The organism is Devosia sp. Soil_C_22, assembly GCF_057657195.1.
Window position 1 is genome coordinate 79864 of record NZ_JBDGIY010000003.1, and the last position, 23215, is coordinate 103078.

Here is a 23215-nt window from a genome sequence, read left to right on the forward strand (position 1 = left end):
TTAAGGCAGCGGCACGAATTCGCCCGTCTCTTCATCGAATACTAACGCTCCCTGATCGGCGTGGCGCGCCAGAGTCGGCGTCACCAGCTGCACGAATTCGCCCGTTATGATGTCGTAGTACCAGTGGTCGAGATCATCCCGTTCGGCGAGGTCGTCCTCGTCGCTGGCCTCGATCGTGATCTCGTTGGCCTTGAGCAACGTGATCAGATCCGGATCGAGCGGCCGTGCCGAATGATACTCGGCGTCGACCTCGCGTTCGCCCAGGTCGATCGGCGTATGGATGATCGTATCCGGATCGGCTCCCGTCACGAAGGTGAACGGCTGGTGCGGGGCGGGGCGGATAGCGGCCTCGATGGTCTTTTGCACCACGCCCGTCAGCTTCGGCGTCGTAACCGCAGCGGCGTTGCGACCGAAAAGTAGCCCCGTGGCGGCTGCCCGGTTTACGTCAGCCCCGATGGCGTTGAACAGCGGCACTACCCAGTTGCGACCAAGGAGCGAGTTGTTGGCGCTCGCATCCACCGTCTGCTTCACCATGTCCCTGGCGCCCGGCGTCTGCACGGCCTTGTCGCGCGCCCGGTCGAAGGCAACGGTGTTGGTACCCGCTCCCCCACCGACCGTGTCGTAGCCATTGCCGCCCGACACCGTGTCGTTGCCCAGGCCGCCATCGACGATATCCGCCCCCATCAGGCCGAACAGTTGATCGTCGCCGGCATCGCCCCGGATGTCGTCGTCGTCGATCTTGTAGATGCCCTTGAGGTTGACGTCGGTGGCAGCGGTGCGATGCAGCTTGCCGAAGATGCCGTAGTCGTAGGTGTAGCGCAGCGTCGAGGACTGGCTCGAGCCGGGCTCGCCGATCGGCAGGATGCGGTAGGCGACCGGCGTGCCCGCCGCGCCGGCGCCGTTCACCACCGGCATCGCCTGGCCGTTGTCGCCGATGACGATGTCGTTGCCGGCCCCGCCATTGATGGTGTCGGCGTTGAGCGTGATGTAGTCGAGCGCCGGCTTCTTGGACTGGCGCGGGTCGCTGAGATTGGTCAGCCAGTTGCTGATCGCCCCGTAGGCTGACCAGTCGGTGAGCTTGGCCTTAGTGAGGTTGACGATCACGCCGAAGGCATTCGACTGCGCCGTGGCCTGGGCCATGTTGCCCACATACAGCGCATCGATGGTGTTGAGGAACGTGTTCTGCATCTGGTCGGCGACCGCCTTGGCCTGCGCCGCGGTATAGTCCTGCAGCAGCACCGGCCGCTCCAGCACGCCGGTATCGCCGATGATCACGTCATCCTCGGAGCCGCCCGAGATCGTGTCGCTACCCACCTTGAGCATGTAGCCGAGCTGGTTGCCGAACAGCCAGTTCGCACCGGCATTGGCGGAAGCGTCGATCCTGTGATCGCGGGTGATGTGCGCGTTCAGCGCGTTGGTCAGCGTCGTGTCCTGCGCCGCCAGCGCCGCATCCATCGCCGTCTTCTGGGCGGTGGTGTAGGTCTTGGTCGGGTTGGCGCGGGTCACCATGATCGAGGGAATGGTGGTGATGCCGTGGTCGCCCACCAGCATATCCGCCCCTGCCCCACCATCGATGATGTCGTTGCCCAGCTCGAGCTTGTGGGTAGGCCCGATCAGTACGGCGTTCCGGGGGTTGTAGGTCCCGGTGATGCCCTTGTTGGCCACATACTGCGCGATCACCTTCGTGCCGGCCGCGTGGACGGTGAAGGAGAGGTCGGCAAACACGTTCTGCAGCCCGAACACGAAGGCGTTCATGCCCAGCACGGCCGCCTGGTCGTTGGCGCCGTCGAGCACCAGGAGGCGCGAGGGCACGATAACCGTGCCGGTATCGCCGAACACCATGTCGTTGCCAGCATCGCCGTTGATGGTATCGGCGCCGATCTTCACCGTGGTCATCGCCCCGGTATGGGTCCGCGCATTGTCGGCAAAGCCCAGCGATGAGAAATTGACCATCAGGTTCTGCATGGTCAGCGATAGCCCGGCGAGGTTGGCGTCGATCACCGCAAAGCCGGTGCCCTGATCGGCAGTGACCCGGCCATCGTCGCCGAAGATCGTGTCGTCACCGACGCCGCCATTGATGGTGTCGTCGCCGTAGACGTCGCCGGCATTGGTGACATCGCCCATCACTGCGGCGAGCAGCTTGTAGGCGCCACCGGCCGCGAGATCGAGCGCGTTGCGGCCGGCCATGTCGCCGGCAAAGCCGGCCGCCCACGGGTAGACCTCGAGCTGCGGCTGGTAGGGCGTGAGCTCGCTCGGCAGCAGATTGACGGCGGGAACTACGAGCTCGCCGAATACCGGCAGGTTCAGGCCGAGCGCGGCATCGGCCGCAATCACCCGGTAGGCATTGACGATGCCCGGAAGATCGGTGGCGAAGGCGGCATTGTTGCTGGCCCGATCGCCGAAGATAGTGTCGTTGCCGGCATCGCCGTCGATCCGGTCGTCCCCGCGCTGGCCGAACAGCACGTCGTCGCCGTCGCCGCCATAGATGATGTCGTTATAGGCCGGCTCGAGGTCCACCCCGATTGCCATCGTCTCCCAGGTACCGCCCGTGACGACATTGCTGCCGTCGCCATTGACGCGACCGCCGACCAGCAGCGCGTCATAGTCGAGGAGCTTGGCCGCCGTCGACAGACTGACGCCCGAAAGATTCGAGGCGAGTTGGACGATGGCTTCCGCCGTCGCCACTTCCTCGAGCACCACGTCGCGATGCCAGGTGCCGTCCGAGTTCAGCACGGCCGATCCGTCGGCGTTGAGCGCCCGCAGGATCTGGCCTTCGTCGCCAAGGACGATGTCGTTGCCGGCCTGGCCATGCAGGATGTCCGCACCGAGGCCGCCGACGATCTCGTCGACCCCGCCGTCACCCCAGATATAGTCGTTGCCGCGCTGGCCGTGGATACGATCCTCGCCTTCACCGCCATACAGCCGGTCGTTGCCGCCGACGAAGTCGGCATGGTCGAACGGCAGGATTTCGCGCATCAGCGCCGGCGTGCGACCCGGAATCGCCGGGTTGAGCTTGTAGATCGCGTCCTTCCAGCTCGTACCGCCGACCATGACGCGGCCGATGATGCCGTTATCGCCCAGGATCACGTCCTCGCCGTTGCCGCCCATGATGGTGTCATGGCCGTCCGCGCCGCCGACCACGTTGTGGCCGCCCACGAGATCGTCGTCGCCGCTACCACCGTCGATGGTGTCGTTGCCCTGCTGGCCGAACACGATGTCGTTGCCGGCTTCGGCATAGATCGTGTCGTTGCCGCCGCCATCGGCCACCCCGGTCAGGATCGAGATGACGCGCTGGTTCTCCGGCAGGCTGATGTCGAACAGGGCATGGTCGCCGAATACGCGGTCGTCGCCGGCGCCCGAACGGATGATGTCGTCATCCGTACCGCCGATGACGATGTCGTTCGAGGCCCCCGTGCTGATCGTATCCTTGCCACCGGCCGTCGGAGCGATGGAGAAGGCGCGCAGCAGCGTCAGCTGCGAGGAGCCGGCAACGAGCCCGAACTCGACAATGGCGTTGTCGCCGAAGACGATGTCGTTGCCCGCCCCGGTGGTGATGGTATCGCCGTCGGCGCCACCGATCGACAGATGGTCGCCGTCGCCGGTTTCGATCGTGTCGGCGCCGCCGATATCGGGGTCGATGGCGTAGGCGGTCTTCACCACGCCATCGATGAACTCGACATAGCCGTTATCGCCGAACAGCACCGAGCCGAGCAGGTCGGACTGACTGGTGCCGACCTTGAGGCTGTCGCCGGCTGCACCGCCGAACACCACGTTGTTGCCCGAGCCGGCCACGATCGTGTCCGCCCCGCCCACATCGGTGGCGATCGAGTAGGCGATCTGGATCACGCCATCGACGAACTCGGCATGGCCGCTGTCACCGAACAGGGTGCTGTTGCCATTGCCGTTGGCGATATCGTCGCCCGCCGCACCGCCGAAGATGATCGCATTGCCGTTGCCGGCGCGGATCTTGTCGGCGCCGCCCAGTTCGGGCTGCAGCGAGAAGGCCATCGTCGCCTTGTTCTGGAAGAACTTGGCATAACCATAGTCGCCGAACACGACGCTGTTGCCGTCCCCGATGCCGATATCGTCGCCGGCGCCGCCACCGATGATGGTGTTGAAGCCCGTGCCGGCGCGGATGGTGTCGACGCCGTCGTTGACGTCGTTCTCGCTGATCAGCGCGACGAGCTTGCCGTCCTCGAAGTTGGCGACACCGTTGTCGCCGACGATGACGTTGTTGCCGTTGCCGGCCGTGATGGTGTCGGTGCCCGAACCACCCATCAGGATGTGGTTGCCGTCGACGATGGTGATGGTGTCGTTGCCGAAATCGGCCGGCGCGATGGTCTGCACCAATTGCCGCGCGCCGGTCGACGAGAACAGCGCGAGGCCGTTATCGCCCAGGATGACGCTGGTGCCGACGCCGGCGCTGATCTCATCGTCGCCGATGCCGCCGAAGACGATATTCTCGCCGCCGCCGGCCTTGATCTTGTCCTTGCCGCCCTTGTTGGTGGACGTGGTCTCGACGCGGAAGGCGATACCCGCGGCAAAGAAGGCCGCACCGTTGTCGCCAAGGATCGTGTCGGCCTCGTCGCCGGAGGTGATGTCATCCTCGTCGGCGCCGCCGATGACGATGTTGCGGCCGGCACTGGTGGTGATGACATCCTTGCCACCGTAGTCGACGGCGGTCGAGATGACGGATTCCACCCGTGCCTGGTTGTCAAAGACGATCCAGCCATTATCGCCCAGGATCACGTCGCCCGCGGTGCCCGGATCGGCCGCCGGATCGATGCTGTCCTCGACCCCGATGGTGTCGTTGCCCGAACCGCCGACCACGATGTTGCGGAGGTTCCCCTCCACCGCCGCACCCGCATAGGTGGTGATGGTGTCGTTGCCGCCATGCTCGGGAGCGGTGCTCTCGATCTCGGTCGGCAGGCCGTTGGCGAAGCTGGCAACACCATTGTCGCCGAACAGGATGTCCGTGCCGCCGACACCGGTGATGATGTCGTTGCCGGTGCCGCCGAGCACGATGTTCTTGCCGCCCATGGCGTTGATCTCATCGTCGCCACCCACGGTCGTGTTGGTGGTTTCGACGCGGATCACGTCGTGGTTGCTCATCATGTTGAGCACGCCTGCGGTCAGCGCCGTGGTGGTGCCGTCGATAAGACCGGCCTGCGTGATGAGGCCGTGGTCGCCCAGGATCACGTCGGCATTGGCCCCGCCGGTGATGAAGTCCTTGGCCGCCGAGGTGGCGCTATCGTCTATGATCACGGTGCGCAGCAGGTAGTCCACGTCGAAGGCGCTGTCGCCGATGATCCAGTTCATCCCCGTGCCACCGGTGATGTGGTCGCTGCCCGTACCGCCGGCGATGAAGCTGGTGGCATTGCCGCCGGCGAGGATGTCCTCGCCCGCGCTGCCATCGACCACGACGATGCCGTTGGCGCCCGAAGCGTCGATGATGTCGTCGCCATATTCGGTGAAGGCGTAGGCATTGCCGTCCGGCGCCCCCTGCACGGCGCTGTAGCGCTCGCCATTGGCCGAGGTATCGCCGAACAGCACCAGCGGACCGGTGCTGTCATGGACGATCAGGTGGTCGGAATTGCCGCCGCCATGGATGACGGTGAGCGTCTCGGCGTCGGTGCTGTCGACGTGGAATTCATCGGCGCCCTGGCCGAGCAGCACCTCGACGATGCCGACATTCTCGTAGGTGATGCCGCGCGGATACGACTTCTCGCTGCCATCGCCCATTCGGACGATCAGGTCGCCGGCCGGCATGTTGAGGCCGGTAATGGTATTCTCGCTGAGGCGGCCGGTCTGGTCGGCTTCGACCGTATCGGCAAACACCACCAGCTGGTCGAGATCGGGCGTATCGTCGTCCTCGATCTCGCGGGTGACCTCTTCATTGGCCTCGCCCGGCAACACGACGGCGCGCGTGATCGACCGGTTCGCCGAACCCGAACCGCCTTCGATGAACAGCGGGCCCTGGATCGACACGAGGTCATGCGGCTGCGGCGTGAAGGTTCGGTCGTCCTCGCCCGAGTCCGCGCCGGCCGGATCGTAGACGAGGTCGATGGTTACGAGGTCGTCCCAGTTGCTGGCATCGAACTCGACATAATAGCCGGCCGCATCCTGCTTCACGCGACCGCCATCGACGACGACAGGCTTCGCCTTGCCCTCGGTGTTGATGTCCACCCGCACGGTGGCGTTGGGCGCCGTGGTCAGCCGCATCTGGTAGCTGTCGGCCTGGCCGGCCTGAGAAACCTGGGTCGAACCGTCGGTTTCGATGATCTCGACGCCGGCGGTGTTGGAGTCGACGACATCCACGCGGACGCGCGCCGTTTCGACGTCGGAATAGAGGCCACCGGTGCTGGTCACCGTGTGCGTGATGTCGGTGAGGTAGCGGTTGGCGATGCCGTCGCCGGTGACGCTCACCGTCACGGTCTGTGCGTCGTTCCAGGCGAGGATGCCCTGGCCCGCGTCGGCGACGAGGGCGAACTTCAGGGTCGTGGCCGAGAGCTGGACGCCCGGGCTCGAGGCGAGGGTAACGGTGACAACCTCGCCGGCTGCCGGCGGCTTGCTCAGCTTGACCGTGTAGTCATCGCTGGTGCCGCCTTCGAACACCTGCGTGTCGCCGCCACTCTCGAGGATCAGCACATCGGGGCGATCGTCATCCTGTACGCGCACGATCACGTTCGGGATCGCGAAATCGACGTAGGCCGGGTCGGCGGTGATCACCGAGTGCGAGATCGCCACGGTGCTTTCGCCTTCCTCGGCGCTGTCGCCTTCGGCCATCACGAAGATGGTCGTGGTCGGCGGCTGGCCGGCCACGAACTCGACCGTCACCGATTCCGAGAAGTTGACGCCATCGCGCGAGACCAGGACGGTCTTGCCCGGGCCGCCCGGACGGGTGCCCAGCAGGGCCGAAGCCTGGGCTGCCGAAATGGTGACGAATACCGAGGCCGCCGGAACCGTCGGCAGCGTCAGGGTGTACGTGTCGATGGCGGCGAGCCCGCCATTCTCGAGCACGTTCAGCCCGTCGTCGGTATCCAGCGTCGCCGTGCCGGTGGTCGAACCAGTCGCGGTGAAATCGAGGCCGCGCACGAAGATGTTGTTGAAGCGCGAGTCGGTGCTGGTGACCGTATGGGTGATCGCGCCCTGGTTGCCGTCGCTGTCGGCGACGACCGTCTGAGTGACGTCGCCGGCCACATTGAACGTATCCGAGCCGAGGCCGCCGATCAGCGTGGTGACCACATCGGCCGGGGTCGACAGCACGTAGAAGGTGTCGTCCCCTTCGAGGCCGTCGACTTCCATGGCCTCGGCGTTGGCGTAGCGCACCATCAGGCCGGCGCCATAGACACCATCCTTGGTGATGACGAAGGTGTCGGCGAATTCGGTGCCCAGCACCACGATCTTGTCGAAGCCGGCGCCACCGTCGATGTCGACAGGCGCATTGACGTTGTACTGGATGTTGTCGTTGCCGTCGCCGCCGTTGAGCTTGACGTCGCCGCTGCCTTCGAGCGCGAAGGCGCGGATGACGAACTCGTCGTCACCGTCCTCGCCCTCGAGGCGGAGGTCGGCCTTGTTCGAGTAGACGATGAACTGATCCTCGCCATCGCCGCCATAGAGCACCGCCGGCAGCGAGATGCCGTTGGACAGGTAGGCGCCGAAGCTGATCGACGTGGTCTCGAACCGATCTTCGACCGACTCGATCGCCCCTTCGTCACGCGGCGTGGCAAAGAGCTGTCCGACCTGGAACTTGTCGTCGCCCAACCCGCCGTCGACGGTCATGACCGCCGAGTTGTCGTCGAAGTAGAACGCGTCGTTGCCGTCATTGCCGTTGACGATCACGCGCCCGTTGATGTCGGCGGTATAGTTGATGCGCTCGAACGCATCGGCATAGGTATCGGGATCGCTGCCGGTCTGGCGCAGGTTGGCGATCATGTTCTTGCGCATCAGGAACACGTCGTTCTCCGACGTGCCCTCGACCTGCAGCACGTCGCCCGCGTCGAGCTTGGAGCCGGTGTCGATCACGTTCATCACGTAGTCGGAGCTGGCGCCCTCGACGATGACCAGCACCTTGTCGTTGCCGTCCTGGCCGTCGATGGTGATCTCATCGCGCAGTTCGCGGCCGGTGACGGGATCCTTGAGGAAGTCGCCCACGACATCCGCACCGTCGCGGGTGTGCATGGTCACGAGCTTGTTGACGGTGATCAGATCGTCGCCGGCGCCGCCATAGACGAAGGTGTCGCCGTTCAACGCCTCGACGTCGAACAGGATGCTGTCATCCTGCGCCGCGCCGTGCATCTCGATCACCGGCGCACGGAAGCTGCCATAGAGCTCGGCCGAACCGCCGACTGTGTCCGGATCCGGGCCGACCTTCTGGTAGTCGACCTTCATGATGATTTTGGTGGCAGCCTCGATCGAGGCGCCCGCTTCGACCACGAGACCATCGCCTGCGAGCAGACGCACCTCTCCCGTGTTCGATTTCAGCGTGACCCCGGAGACCACCGTCAGGTTGTCCGGGTCCGCGTCGACGCCGATCTCGCTATCGTTATTGTCGTCCTCGGCCCAGAACTCGAGATCGACATTGGCCTCCGAGTCTTCCGTCACGGTCGTTGGGCTCGACGACTTGATATAGGCCGAACCGCCGGCGAATACGCCGCTGGCGCTCGCCACTACGTTGCCCACCTCGAGCGCGCCGAGGTTCGAGATCCAGGTCGAGCCGTTAAGCGAGGCGGCTTCGAGATTGCCGACCTCCGTGACGATCGCCGCCGTATCGCTGCCGACATTCTGCGTGGCGCGCATGAAGGTCATCCGCGCCACCACGTTACGCGGATCGGCCGCGCCGGACGGGCGCGCGTTCAGGATGCTGCCGTTCAGCGCCACGAGGAAGGCGAGCGGACGGAAGTCGCCCGCAGCTTCGGTCGGCGTACCGACCTGGTCGAGGCGGAGGTCGCCGGTGGTCTCGGCGAGATAGATGCTCTCCACCTCGGTGAAGGCACGCACTGCGCCATTGGCCTGGTTCGAGCTGTTGATGTCGAGCTCGTTGCCGGCCTGGCCGATCGCGATCTTGGCGAACAGGCTGATCGAGTTGCCGATGACGTCGGCGCCGCTCTGCGCGCCACCCGGGGCGTACTCCGCGTCGACGATCGAACCGAGCTCGGACGTGAGGTACACATCGCCTGCGTTCGAGGTGATCTTGCGGACGTTGAGATCGCCTTCGGTTTCCTTGAGCGAAATGTCGCCGTCGGCCGTGGCGATCACGGTGCCGACATTGTCGGCCTCGCTCGCATCGCCGCTATAGAGGCCGGTGACGTTGATCTCGAGCGCGTCGGTCTCGGTGCCGATGCTGCCGCCGGCCGTGAGCGAGATGTGGTTGGCGCGCACCTTCTCGGTGTCGGTGCCCAGCGCATCGAGGATCGAGCCTTCGGTGGCGACGAGCGTCACATTGCCCGAGCGCGAGAAGATCGAGTCGATGAGCAGGTCCGAGGTCGGCGCGGTGATGTTCACGTCCTGGTCGGCACGGGCCACGAGGCTGCCGCCTGGCAGCATCTCGACCGTAACCGCCTTGTTGACGCCGATGCCGCCGTCGCCGCCTTCGATGACGATGTCGAGGCCCTTGAAGTTGACCTCGGTGCCGGCCAGCCCGTTGACCACGCCCGCGCTGCTCTTGAGCCGGATGGTCCCGGTCGTACCCGCCTCGACGCGGCCGACCTCGACCGTCTGTTCGGATCCCAGATAGATCGAGCCGCCCGCCTTGGCGTTGACGAGGCCATCGACGGCCACATCCACGTCATCACGGCGCGACACGATGATGTGCGTGATCGGTTTGGTGGCGTTGTTGGGATCGAGCTGACCGACCGCGATGGTAACGCTGCGGTTGGTCTCGATGCCGAGCATGTCGGTGCGCGGCAGCGTGTTGCCCTGGCTGTCGAGCTTGTCGACATAAACCAGCGTGACCGTCGTGCCGTTGATGGCGCCGATCTTGTAGTAGCCGCCCTTGGTGGTGGCGTTGGTGGTGTCGCCGCCGAGGTACAGATAGTCACCGACGGCGTAGCCCGACCAGCCGGTCGAGCGCGTGATCGTGCCCTCGTGCAGCGCGGTGTTGCCGAAGCTCACCACCACGTTCTGCTCGAGCTTGCTGGCGTAGACGATGTCCTGCCGCTCGGCCGAGGCGATGGCGACGCGCTCGTCGTCGCTCAGCCCGCCCGGGTTGGAGCCGATCTCGACGATCATCTCGCCGTCGACCTTGCCGATATTGCCGCTGGTCTCGATGGTGAGGTCACCCTCGGCATCGACATTGTTGTCCTCGATCACCGTCTCGGTATCGGTGACCGGCTTCATGATGCCCGAGCCGAAGGCGAAAAGCAGTTCCTGCTCCGTCCACACCTTGATCGAGCCGACAAGATCGTCGGCCACGGTGCCGATGGCGAACAGGTACTTGTAGTTCGGGCCCGTCCTGTCCCAGGCCTGGCTGGTCTCGCCCAGCCGGCCGAACATCTTGTGCAGGTCGTGATAGTCGGCGGTCTGCCGGGCTTCCTCGGCCGCGATGCCGTCGGCGATGAAGTCGGCGACATAGTCGTCGAGCTCCGTTCCCTCCAGCGGGGTCTCCAGCGCGGCGTTGAGGAACAACGCTTCCGTCTCGAGCTGGTTGGACAGCGCGTCGCGTTCCGCCGTGCCCAGCGTGATGGCGCCGGCTGTATCGGATTGCGCCGTGCGATAGGCCCAGTATTGGGCGTACGCCGCATCGATATCGGTGCGCTGGATGTCGCCGTAACTCTCGTAGATCGTCTCGAGCTGCAGGTACTGGTCGGTGCGCAGCCCTTCGAGCGCAGCGATCGCATCGGCCGCTTCCTGCGGTGTGCTGTACAGTGCCTCGTAGTAGGCGACCTCGGCCGCGCTCAGCTTGACGCTGGTGCCGTCGAACTGGCTCTTGAGCTTCCAGTAGGCCTGGTACTCGCTGCGCTTCCAGCTTTCATAGCCGGTAAGCGTGTCCTCGATCTTCTGCTGCGCACCGGTGCCGTCGGTGAGCTGCAGGTCGGTCCACAACCCGTTCAGCAGCTGCTGGTAGCTGCGCACGTCCTTCTCGATGGTGAAATCGGCATCGATCAGCGAGCCGGAGTCGACCTTGATGTAGATGTCGCCCTTGCTCTCGGCTGCGATGAGCTTGAGATCGCCCTGCGTCTCCCGGACCGCGATGTTGCCGACCGCGCTCATGGTGACGCGGTGTTCTGCAAGCACGCCCGAGTTGATCAGCAGCGGCCGCGACTCGCCGAGGCCAATGCCGCCCACGGCGCCGTCGGCCGGCGCGACACCCAGCGCCGAGAACCGGTCGGCGATGAGGTCGATCGAATTGCCGGTGACGAGTCCGGACGCAAAGGTGCTGGGGCCGGTCTGCGCGGCAACGATGCCGCCATGCGCCATCAGCACCACGTCGCCCTGGCTGGCCGTGACCGAAACCACCGACATGTCGCCGCTGATCTCGTTGATGTAGACGCCGCCGGTCGCCGAGCTCGCGGTGAGCTGCGCGTAGGTCGGCGCGCCGATGCCGAGCCCCTTGTAGTCGTCCGGGTAGGTGTCGACGAGATCGATGTTGAGCGGCTTGATGTTCTCGATCGAGCCACCGGTCGCCTCGGCCCCGCTCATATGGTCGGCGCCGATATCGTTCCTGGCCGACAGTTCCACCCGCACGCCCTGGATCACGGCGTTCTCGTTGGTGGTGTCGATATTGTTCTCGGACGAGATCTTGGTGAGGCCGGTATCGTTGTAGATGCCGCCTTCGATCAGCACCTGGCCGGCGCCGTTCGAGTCGATCTCGACGCGGGCCTCGTCATAGCCGGTGAACCGGATGGTGACGGGGCGGTCAGCCTCGATCGAGTGCGTGCCGTTGGTCTGGATCGTTTCGAGGATATCTTCCTGCTTGCGATAGTCCTTGGTGCCGTACCAGTGGCTGATCGTGGGCAGGTCCTTGTAGGTCTTGACCGGCGCTGTGGTGGCGAACGAGGTGTCCGACCACTCGTGGTTGTCGTCGCCGCCGGCGCCGTTGTCGGCGTCACCCTGGTCGAACACGAAGTAGACCGAGCTGTCGATCAGCGTCGGCTGGCCGATGATGCGGGTGCGCGTCGAGGTGATGTCGTCCGGATCGAGCGCCAGCGCGTCGATGCCGAGCCACGCCGAGGTGGTGTAGATATTGGTGGTCAGCTTCTCGGTGACCTTGCCCACCGTCCAGTTGAAGCGCCAGCCTTCACGGGGGTTGTAGACGAAGTCTTCGGTGTAGCTGTCGCCGTCGGTGTTGACGCCGAACTGCTCGGTGCGCGTCCCGACGTTCTCGATATAGTTGCGCGTGTAGGTGACCTGCCCATTGGCGTCGCCTGCCCCACCCGGATTGCTGTTCTGCAGATCGAAGCGCGACGTGCGCACGGTAACCGTGCCGTCGTCTTCCATCTGGTACCAGGTCTGCAGGTAGCCGCCGTCGGTGGCCTTGGCCTTGTCGTTGAGCCGGATCGTACCGGCACCGCGATCGGTGACGTCGATACGCCGGATCACCAGGTCGCGGTTGGTATTGTTGGTCACCTTGAGGTGCACATAGCCACCCAGCGCCTCGATGAGACCGTTGCCGGTGTTCATCAGGTTGCCGGTGATGGTGATCGAGCCGCCCGGGACGCGGAATTCCTCGATGACGATCTGCTTGGTCTTGGTGTCCCAATACGCCTTGAACGCATCGCCGACATTGGCGCTCTTGATCAGCACCTGGCCGGTCGCGCCGCTCTTCTCGATATCCTTGATTTCCTGCTCGACGGTGGCGTCGAGCACCAGGTTGTAGTCGGCCTGGCCGGAGCGGATATAGCCGTTGAGATCGATGAACTCGGCGCTGATCGAGATGCGGTTGGCCTGGATGCCCGAGCTCGGGCCCTTGAGCAGCTCGGCGGTCGCGTCGCCATCGGCGACGGTGCCGACACCGCCATCGGCCGATATCTGCTTCCAGGCCGCGTACGGGTTGCCGCCCGAGTAGTAGATGCTGCCCGGCGGCAGGTCGATCAGCACATAGCCGTTGGTGATCACGTCGAGCGAAGCGCTGGTGATCTCGGCGTTGATGGTGATGTCGCCCGAGCCGACATGGTTGTCGATCAGCACATCGGCGGTAACGGCGTTGATGTCGCCCGAAATCGTGATGCCGGGCCAGACCTTGCTCGTGCTGTCGCGCTGCCAGGTGTTCTCGATGGTGATCGAGGCCGCGACCGCCGTTCCTGTGGTCGGGGTTACGGTGAAGGCAGCCGGTCCCGCCGTCCAGGTGTGATCGTAGGCAGTATCTTCCTCGTCGTTCTTGGCGCCGATATTTTCTGCGTTGATCGCGGCGATGGCCGCATTCGGATCGGCCGCCTTCGACACCTCGTTCTGGAAGCCGTTGAAGAACACGCCGCCATTATTCTCGGGGATGGTGATCCCCTTGATGTCGAGGAACGCCTCGGTGGTGTTGGTGATGGTGACTTCGACATTGCCCGGCGCATCGAGCACGCCGTCGCCCTGCAGCACATCGGCGATGACGAGGATATAGCCGGCGGCGGCGTGGATCTTGTTGACCGCGGCAGTCAGCACATCGCGCTGGATCGGCAGCACCACCTGCTGGCCGCCCGGCGCGGTCTGCACTTCGGCGAGACCGAGGAACACCAGTTCCTTGATCAGGCGCTGGATTTCCTTCTCCCAGAAGGCCTTGAGGGCCGCATCGTTCTGGTAGCGGCTGAGCTGCTCCTGCGCCGTCGCCAGGTCCTTGAGATAGTTCGAGGCGAGCGGCGCATCGCCGATCTTGACGCTGACCGGGCTGTCCTCGCCGATCAGCTCGCCGTTGAGCGTGACATCCACGGCCGGATCGAACACTTCCGGATCCGGGTTGGTGTCGCGCAGGTTCGAGATGACGATGTTGACCACGCGGTTGAGGCCGGTGCGCACCGTGCCATCGACGTTGACCACCGCCTCGGAGGCCGAACCACCATTGCTGGTATAGGTTTCGGCGCCGCCCAGCGCACTGTTGATCGCATCGCCGATCGCGGTCGCCCAGTTCCGGGTCTTGCCCTGCGAGGTAATGTTGGCGAGCGCGTCGGTATCGGCGAACAGCTCGACATTGCCACCGGTCAGCACCGTGGCGCCGCCCAGGATGTCGATGTGGTTGGTGATGAACAGGATGCTGTCGACCTGGATCGAGTCGATCGGGATCACGCTGCCGGCCAGCGTATCCGAGAAGGTCGCCAGCGAGTGCTGGTCGCGCGTCATGTTGGCGGCCATGCCGGTGAGCATGCGCACATCGCGCAGCGCCGTGATCTCGGCTCCGCCACCCACCGTGATCTGGTGCACCGGATTGATCTTGAGCACCGAGTTGGCGACCGAGACGGTCACGCCGCCATAGTTGTCGACGCTGACCTTGGCCGTCGCGTCGGTCTTGCTGTTGGCGGCGAACTGGATATCGCCGGTCGACTTGAGGACGACGTTCGAGTCGGCCGTGGTGAGCGGGTTCGAGCCGATCTGCACCGTGCCGAAGATGCCGTTGCCGTTGTCGCGGTCCTCGCCGGAATCGTCGGTGGTGTCGAGCGTGCTGGAGGCGCCGATGCCCGAGCCGACGCCGCCGCCCTTATAGGCGATGCTCTCGTGGTAGAAGATGTCGTTGAAGGTGGCGAGCGAGATGCCGCCGTCCTCCGGCGCTGCGTTGGCGACCGTCAGCGAGGCATTGTCCTCCACCACGGTCAGCGTGTTCAGCCGCAGGTCCGTGCGGCTTTCGACGCCGGCCGCGTTGATGGCCCCGCCCGAGCTGCCCTCGATATTGGTGCCGATATTGTTCTTGCGGAAATGGTTTGCCGCCAGCGCATCGATATTGGCGGCCTTGATGATGGCGCCGTTGCCGAAGCGGGCCGTGCTGTCCGCATTGACGTCGTTGCGTGCCGAGGCGCCAGAGCCCGAGATCGCGCCATAGGCGCTGGTCTTGATCTCGTTGTTGGCGAGCGTGTTCTGGTCCGACTGCATCTGCAGCGACCCCTTGGGGCCGGTGTTCGGATCGGCGTCGCCGAGATCATCGGCAATGAGCGTGACCTTCGCACCGTTGCCGATCGCCACGGTCGAGCTGACATTGGCCGTTGTGTCGGCAATGCCGGCGGCGATGCCGACAAGGCCGCCCGCGCCGGGGCTGGCCGAGGACGAGTTGTCGTCGTTGCCGCTCGCCTTGAGCTGCAGGTCGCCGGCGGTGATGATTGCGCCCGCGGCAACGCTGGCTAGCGTGTCGGAATCCGAGCTCGCATAGGCCTTGGTGGCGCCGCTGGCGACGAGCCCGAAAGCGGCGCTGTCGGAGGCCGCGCGCTGGCGGTTGTCGCTCCGCGCCGTGGCCGACACCGTGCCGGCGGCGACGATGCTGGTGCCGGCCCCGATCAGCGCCGAGATGGTGCCGACATGGTCGGCATTGGTGACGGTCGCGTCGGTGCCGATCAGGCCGCCGACAATGCCCTGTGCCGAGGCATAGGCGGTGTTGGCGGTGTCGGAAGCGCGTGCCTCGAAGGCCCGTAGCGACAGGTCGCCGACCGTGAATTGCGAGCCCGTCGCGCTCATCACCGAGGTAACGGTGACGTCGGTATCGACCTTGGAAACGCCCACCGCCAGCACGCCGCCGGTCGCCGCTTCGGTGGACGCGCTCGCCTGCGGCGTTGCCGTGCCGGAGACATCGACATCGTCGGCCTCGATATGCGAGCCATCGATGCGGCCGCGATTGGTGATGACGACGTCGGTCTGCGCGTCCATGCCCGAGACGGCGAGACTGAACAGCCCCGCCGCGACGGTGAGCGCCCGGCCGGTGCCCCAGGTGGTGACGTCGGTATTGACCTCGATGGTGATGTCGCCGTTGACGAGCACGGTGCTGTCTTCGACATAGCCGTCGGTGGTGGCGTTCGCATTGTTGACGATCAGCGCGCCGCCGCCCGAGAGCGTCGGCCCGATGCTGAGATTGACCGCAACCGAAGCCAGCTCGGCCACTGCATCGAGCGTGGTGGCGCTGTTGGCCTTGATGTCCACGAGACCGGTATCGAGCGCGAACAGCCGAAGGTTGTCCTCGTCGCGCACCAGGTAACCGAGCGCATCCACGGCCACCGCGCCGGTGATCGTGACATGCGCGTCCTCGATATAGGCCTTGACCTGCGAGTTGGTGCGGTTCTCGGCCACCGACACGGCGACCGAGGCCGCGCCGCCATAGGCACCGGTGGCGCCAGCGATCGAGGCGGCGCCGGCGTAGGCGCTCATGTCGATCGTATCATCGGCATCGATCGAGATGTCGCCGGCCACGATCGAGCCGCCATCGTCCGAGATATAGGCCTTGGTGACGACGCCGACGCGGTTGGTGGTTTCCGAGCCCGCGCCCGTTGCGGCGACGCCCACCCCACCGACGGCCAGCGCCACGGCGCCGGTGATCACCGTCGCATCGACCGTCTCGCTCGAGCTCGCATCCAGCGACAGCTCGCCATAGGTCTCGACGCTGGTATTGTCGAGATAGGCCATCACCTCCAGCGGATCATAACTAGGTATGATGTCGGCGCCATTGGTGACGTAGCCGATATTGTTGCGGGCGATGCCGATGCCGATCGAGGCCGCGACACCGACACCGCCAAACGCCGCCGACCCTGCCACGGCGAGGATTTCGGCGTCGATGTCGGAAGTACTGTCAGCAGCAACCGAGATATTGCCGCCCGCATCGAGCGAGCTCTCTTCGGCATAGGCCTTGGCGCTGCCCAGGATGGTGTTGAGCGCCACCGCGCCGCCACCGGCGACGGAGACGCCCACGGCGCCGCCGCTGATCGCAACCGCGGCCGCCGCAGTGGTGGCGTCAATCGTGTTGTCGAGCGTCGCCGAGATGTTGATCGTGCCCGGCGTGGCCGCATGCGGCGGCGTCACCGGCGGATCACCGGCCGGTGGGCGGTCGACGATGTCGGTCACCTCGATGTCGGCGCCATCGACATAGGCGGATACATCGCCATCGATGGTATTCTTGGCCACTGCAACGCCGACCGAGACGGCAACGCCCACGGCACCGAAGCCGGCTGAGAGCGCCGCGGCGCCCGCGAGCGCGGTGATGTCGGAGGTGTTGCTGGCCGAGATATCGACGCTGCCGGCGACGATCTCCGCTTCGACGGCAGGGTTGCCGCCGGCGGCCGGAGTCTCGGCGATGTAGGCGCTGGTGTCGACCGCGATCAGGTTCTCGACATACACGCCGGCGCCCGCCACCGCGACACCGACCTTGCCGGCCGCAACCGCACCCGCGGCCGCGACAACCTTGGCATCGATCGTCTGGTCGGAGGTCGCACTGACCTCGACGGCCCCGGTCGCCTCGACCGTCGAGCCCTGGATGAAGGCCTTGACCTCGGCCGTATCGTCAAGCTCCGCCGTGGTCAGCGGATCCTCGCTGTCGATCAGCTCCTGGTAGGTCTTGCCGCCATTATCCCAGTCGCCGATCGTGTTGAGGGCAACCGAAATACCGATACCGACGCCGACGCCGACTGCGCCAACGCCCACGGATACGGCCACCGCACCAACGGTCGCCTCGATTTCGGAGGTCGACTCGGCCGTGACCAGCAACGAGCCGCTCACATCGACATCGGCAACGCCGACGATCGACGCGACGACGTCGCCGCCGATATCATTCACGGCCGCGGCACCAGCGCCACTGACCGCCACGCCCACCGAGCCGAAGCTTGCGGCGAACGATGCCGCGTAGGATTCGGCAGTGATGGTCGCATCGCGCTCGGCGCGGACCGACACATTGCCGGAGGTCGAGCGCAGCAATGCAACGCCGGCAACCGACGCGGTAACGTCGGAGCTGATTTCGTTCAGCGCCAGCGCCAGGGCGAGCGAAATGCCGACGCTGGTCGAACCCACCGCGGCGGCCAGCGACGCTGCGCCGGTCAGGACGTCGATCTCGGATGTGTCGGCCGCCGAAACTGCGATCGAGCCCCCGGTAATGCTGCTACTCGCGCCGTCGATCAGGGCGGCCGTCGAGACATTGATCGCGTTGCGGGCGCCCGAACCCGCCGCCGATGGCGCGACGCCGGTTGAACCGAGGGCGATGGCCACGGACGCTGCGACAATGGTCGCGTCGACCGTGTTGTCGGACAGCGCCGTCACTTCCAGCGCGCCATCCGCCGTGACGTTGCTGCTGGAGATCTGCGCCTTGACCTGGGCCTGATCCGTCTCGCCGCCGCGGATGATGTTCTCTGCGGCCGAGATGCCTGCGGCAATGGCCACGCCCGTTCCGCCGACGCCGACCGCCGCAGCCACGGCGCCGATCGTCGCCTCGATGTCCGAGCTGGATTCGGCCTTGACCAGCAGTCCGCCGGCAACGTCGACATTGGCCACACCGACAATCGAGGCGACCGTATCCCCGCCGATGTCATTTCTGGCCGCGGCGCCGGCGCCGCTGACGGCGACGCCCGTGCTGCCAAAGCCCGCCGCCAGCGTGGCTGCAAAGGACTTGGCGGTTATCGTTGCCTCGCGCTTGGCGGTGATCGATGTGTTGCCGGAGGTCGAGCGCAGTAACGCAACGCCAGTGACCGATGCATTGACGCTCGAGTTGATCTCGTTCAGGGCCAGGGCAACGACGAGGGAGACGCTGACGCCGGTGGAGCCCGCGGCGAGACTTACTGCCGCCGACAGGGTCTCCACGTCGATCTGCGATATGTCGTCGGCCGAAACCGTGATCGATCCGGCCGTGATGTCGCTGGTCGCCCCGTCGATCAAGGCCGACGTATCGACGTTGATCGCATTGTGCGAGCCGGCACCGGCGCCGGCCGGAGCCACACCGGTCGAACCGGCGGCGACGGCCACCGCCAGTGCCAGCAGGCTGGCGTCTACCGTATTCTCGGACAGCGCCGTGACTGCCAGCGCACCATCGGCCGTAATGTCGCTGCTCGAGACCTGCGCCTTGACCTGCGCCTGCTCCGCCGCGTCACCCCGGATGATATTCTCGGCGCCCGCAACGCCCAGCGCGGCGGCAACGCCAGTGCTGCCGAAACCCGCGGCGAAGGCTGCAGCGGCGATCGTGGCATCGATCTCCTGCTTCGAATGGGCGTTGACGGACACCCCGCCGCTCACCGTGACGGTCGACTCGAGGATGGTCGCCAATACGTCGGTCGCGATCTTGTTGACTGCCGCCGCGCCACCACCGCTGACGGACAGGCCCGTCTTTCCTCCGGAGACCGCAACTGCCGCGGCCGCGGCGGTTGCGTTGATCTTGGAGATATCCTCGCCCTTGACCGATACGCCGCCCGTGCCGGTGATGCCGGTGTCCTCGATGCGGCCTTTGGTGGTTCCCTTGATGTCGTTGAGCGCGATGCCGGCAGCAACCGACACGGCGACCGAAGTGCCGCCCGAGAGCGCGGCCGCGATGGTGCCTGCGGCAGTGGTCACGTCGATGTCGTAGTCGCTGACCGCCGCCACTTCCATGCCGTCGGTGCCGACCGTGATGGAAGAGGCGCCGCCTGCTGTGTCGCCACCGTCGACCACCGCCGTGGTGTTCGCCGCGATGCGGTTCTCGGCGATGGCGCCGGCAAGTCCGACCTGCTTGGCCGAGCCCGAGGAGGCACCGATGGCCACGGCAACCGCGGCGATGGTGCCTTCGATCTTGGCGGTCGAATTCGCCTCGACCTTCACCTTCTTGCCCGAGACGGTCGAGTTGCGGATGCTCGCCTCGGTCTTGAGCGGCGTGGCGACGCCCACGTCGGTGACCGAACCGGTATAGCCGATATAGTTGAACGCCAGCGCCGCACCGATCGCGACACCGGTCGAGGTGCTCGAGAAGCTTCCCGAGACACCGACCGCCGCGGCCAGCACCTCGGCCTCGATGACGGCCGAGTTGCCGGCATGCACCAGCACGGTGCCCGTCGGGGCCGTGATCGAGGAGTCGAGGATGGTCGCGACCGCGCTACCCAGGATCGAGTTATTGGCAATGGCACCGCCACCGCTCACGGAGGTGGCGCTGCTGGACACACCGACGCCGAGCGCGATGGCAGCGGCCGCCGCCGTGCTGTTGACCTTGGCCGCCTGATCCGCCGAAACCGTCACCGCGCCGGCATCGAAATCGTCGATGTCGTCGATCCTGGCGTCCACGGTGGCGTTGATGATGTTGCGCGCCACCACGAAGCTGATGGCAAAGCTCTTGGTCCCGCCAGAGCCGCCGCCGATATCGAGCTCGAGGGCGATCACCGGCTGGATCACCGTCGAGATGATATCGGCCGTGTTGTCTGCATCGACCACCACGTTGCCGTCGGAGCTGACTGTCGCCGCGTTGCTGATGGTGGCGCTGACGGTCGAGTTGACGCGGTTGAGCGCGATGACGGCGCCGATGCTCGTCGCGCTGCCGCTGCCGATGCGCATGGTGCGCACCAGGCTGGAAATCTCGGCATTGATCGTCTGGTCGCCATGCGCCTCGACGTTCAGGTTGCCGCTGGCATCGATCGTGGTGTTGTCGATCAGCGCCACGGTCGATAGCGGCGCCGCACCCTGGACGACACCGACGAGGTCGGTGCCGACCAGCGCATCGACGGTGTTGAACAGGAAGTTCTGGTTCTGCACACCGACCGAGTTGAAGGCCAGCGTTACCCCCACCGAGGTCTGCTTCGAGATCGTGTCGGCATCGAGTGTCGCCTCGATGGTCGAGCTGTTGGTCGCGATGGTCGACAGGTTGTCGGCCGAATGCACGGCGCTGTTGAGCAGCTTCGCACTCGAGGTACCGACGACGTTATTGGTCGCGATCACCGCGTTGACGGCGATCGACTTCGACTTGGCGGCGGTGCCGCCGGTGACTTCGACGCGCGCCGTGAGATCAGCATCGATCAGCCCGGTCTTGGCCGCCGTGATGTTGAGATCGCCGCCCAGCGTCAGGTCGGCGTTGGTCACCAGCGCTTCCGAGCCGCCCTCGACGATGTTGAGGATCGCCATGGCGCCGACGCCCGTGGCGCTGCCGCCGGCGAGACTCGGAATCAGGGTGTTGATGATCTCGAACGCCTTGCTCGAGTTGAACTCGGAGAAGCTGGCGTTCGTCGTGATGTTGCCCGACAGGTCGACCGTCGTGCCGTCGGGGCCGCTATAGCGGTAGAGCTTCCCGCGCTCGCTCTCGATCGGATAGTCGTCGCCGATATAGACGAGGTCGCCCGAGTTCAGCACCTGCGCGCCGGACTTGGTGGTGAACCTGTAGCTCTCGATCAGCGACTGGATGACGTTGGCCGCGATGGAGAGGCCATAGTCGTTCTTGATCTCGGCAATGGCCTTGATGTCGCCCGTGGCGATGATCTCGCCATCGTCGCTGGCGGTGACGTTGACGTTGTCGGCCTTGATCGTTGCGCCGGCCGCGCCGGTATTGTCGATTGTCGCCTTGGCGCCGCCCGCCACCTTGTTGGAAGCGATGAGGAAGCCGAGCGCCTTGCCGTCGGTGCCGGCGATCGAGACGGTCGAGGACGTTGCCTCGTTGCTGACTTCGGAATCGATCCTGGCGGTGTTGTCGGCCGAAACCGTCAGGTCGCCAGTGATGTCTATAGTGCTGCCGGTGATGTGCGCATCGGCGATCGCCGGGTTCTGCAGCCCGAACGCGTCGTCGGCGAGCACGTCATCGCCCAGGATCGCGTCGATGCCGTTGAACAGCACGTTCTGCGGTTCCCAGCCCACGGAGTTGAAGGCCAGCACGACGCCTGCGGTGTCGCCACCGCTGGTCGAGGCCGCCGCCATCGTCTTGGCGATGATCTCGGCGTCGTTGACAGCATCGACCGTCGCGCCACCCTGCCCAGTCACCGTCGAGTTGGTGATCTCGGCCACGGCGCTCGACTGCACGAGGTTGGTGGCGATGGTGCCGTTGATGGCCAGCACCGTGTCTTTTGGCGGCTTGGTCGTGCCGTCCGGCCCCGGCTTGGGATTGGGCGCAAAAGTGTTGGACGGCAGCGAGTTGCCGCCAATCGCCGCGATGGCGCTGTCGGCCGTGGCCGTGAGCGTCGCCGACTCGCTGGCGCTCACCACCACGTCGCCCGTGCCGCCCTCGACCTCGGCGCTATCGATCGACGCCTTGGCCCCGCCCCGCACGTCGTTGAGCACCACGAGGGCGCCGATCGACTTGGACGGCGCGACCGAAAGGTTCAGGTCCTGCAGCAGGATCTCGGTCGCCGGATCCTTCTTCCAGAAGTTGAGATCGGTGAAATCGAGCGTCGTGAGGTCGGTGTCCTCGCCGCTCTCAGCGGTGCCCATGTAGGTGTAGATCGCGCCGGCATCGCCGCCGACCTTCACCCAGTTCGCGCTGTCGAAGTCTTCCGCATCGACATCGGCGATCGTATAGACGGCAAGGTTGCCGACATACATGTACTTGACCGCCTCTTCGTCGCCTTCCGGCTCGAGCGCGATCACTTCGCCCTGGGCGATGTCGACATTGTGCGGGTCGATGCCCGTGTGCATGTCGATAGCGGGCGAGCCATAGCTGTCGTCCAGCCGGATGCGGTCGCCATACTTCAGGTTGCGGATCTTGTCGCCCGAGGCATCGGCTACCGTGTCGTAGTCGGCGCCCATCAGGTCGTTGATCGTCTCCTGGATGACGCCGACGCCGGCATCATTGGTGACGGAAGTCTCGGCCACAAGCTTGGTGTTCGAGTAGATGCCGCTCTCGTCCGTGGCAGTAACGACGACGCCCGTGCCGGCCTTTATATCCTTGCCGACCGCGGTCTTGGCCTGCTGGATCGTGGCGGTCGCCTTGCCGCTGACCTTGTTGCCCGAGAGCACGATGCCGTAGGACGCGCCCGAGGCACCATAGAGCGCCGAAGTCGTGGTCTGCGCCGTGTTCGACACGGTCGAGTTGATCTGCGCGATGTTTTCGGCCGAAACCGTGATGCTGCCCTTGGCGTCGATCGTGCCGCCATTGACGGTTGCCGTCGCGTCGGCGCTGTTCTCGAGCCCGAAGCCGCTGTCGCCCGCGATATAGTTCGCGCCCACCAGCGTATCGATGGCGTTGAACAGGATATTCTGCGTGTTCCAGCCCACCGAGTTGAAGGCGAGCGTGATGCCGACCGCGGTCGCACCCGACACGCCCGAGCTGTAATTGCGCGCGTCGATCGCCGCTTCGTTGCTGGCGAGCGCGCGGACGTCGCCTGCCGCGGTGATGGCCGAGGAATCGATCAGCGCCGCGGCCTTGCCGAGCACCACGTTGGTGACGATCTGGCCGGCGAGC

General features: G+C 65.5%; 1 protein-coding gene (cut by a window edge). It reads right to left on the reverse strand.

The window, feature by feature from the left end; translation table 11 throughout:
* Nucleotides 1–23215, reverse strand: the 3' portion of a protein-coding gene (locus tag AC3A6I_RS20610) for a beta strand repeat-containing protein (RefSeq protein WP_487545758.1). 6665 nt of this gene lie beyond the right edge of the window; 23215 of the gene's 29880 nt are visible here — the last part of the coding sequence; its start codon lies off the right edge, out of view; it ends in the stop codon at nucleotides 1–3.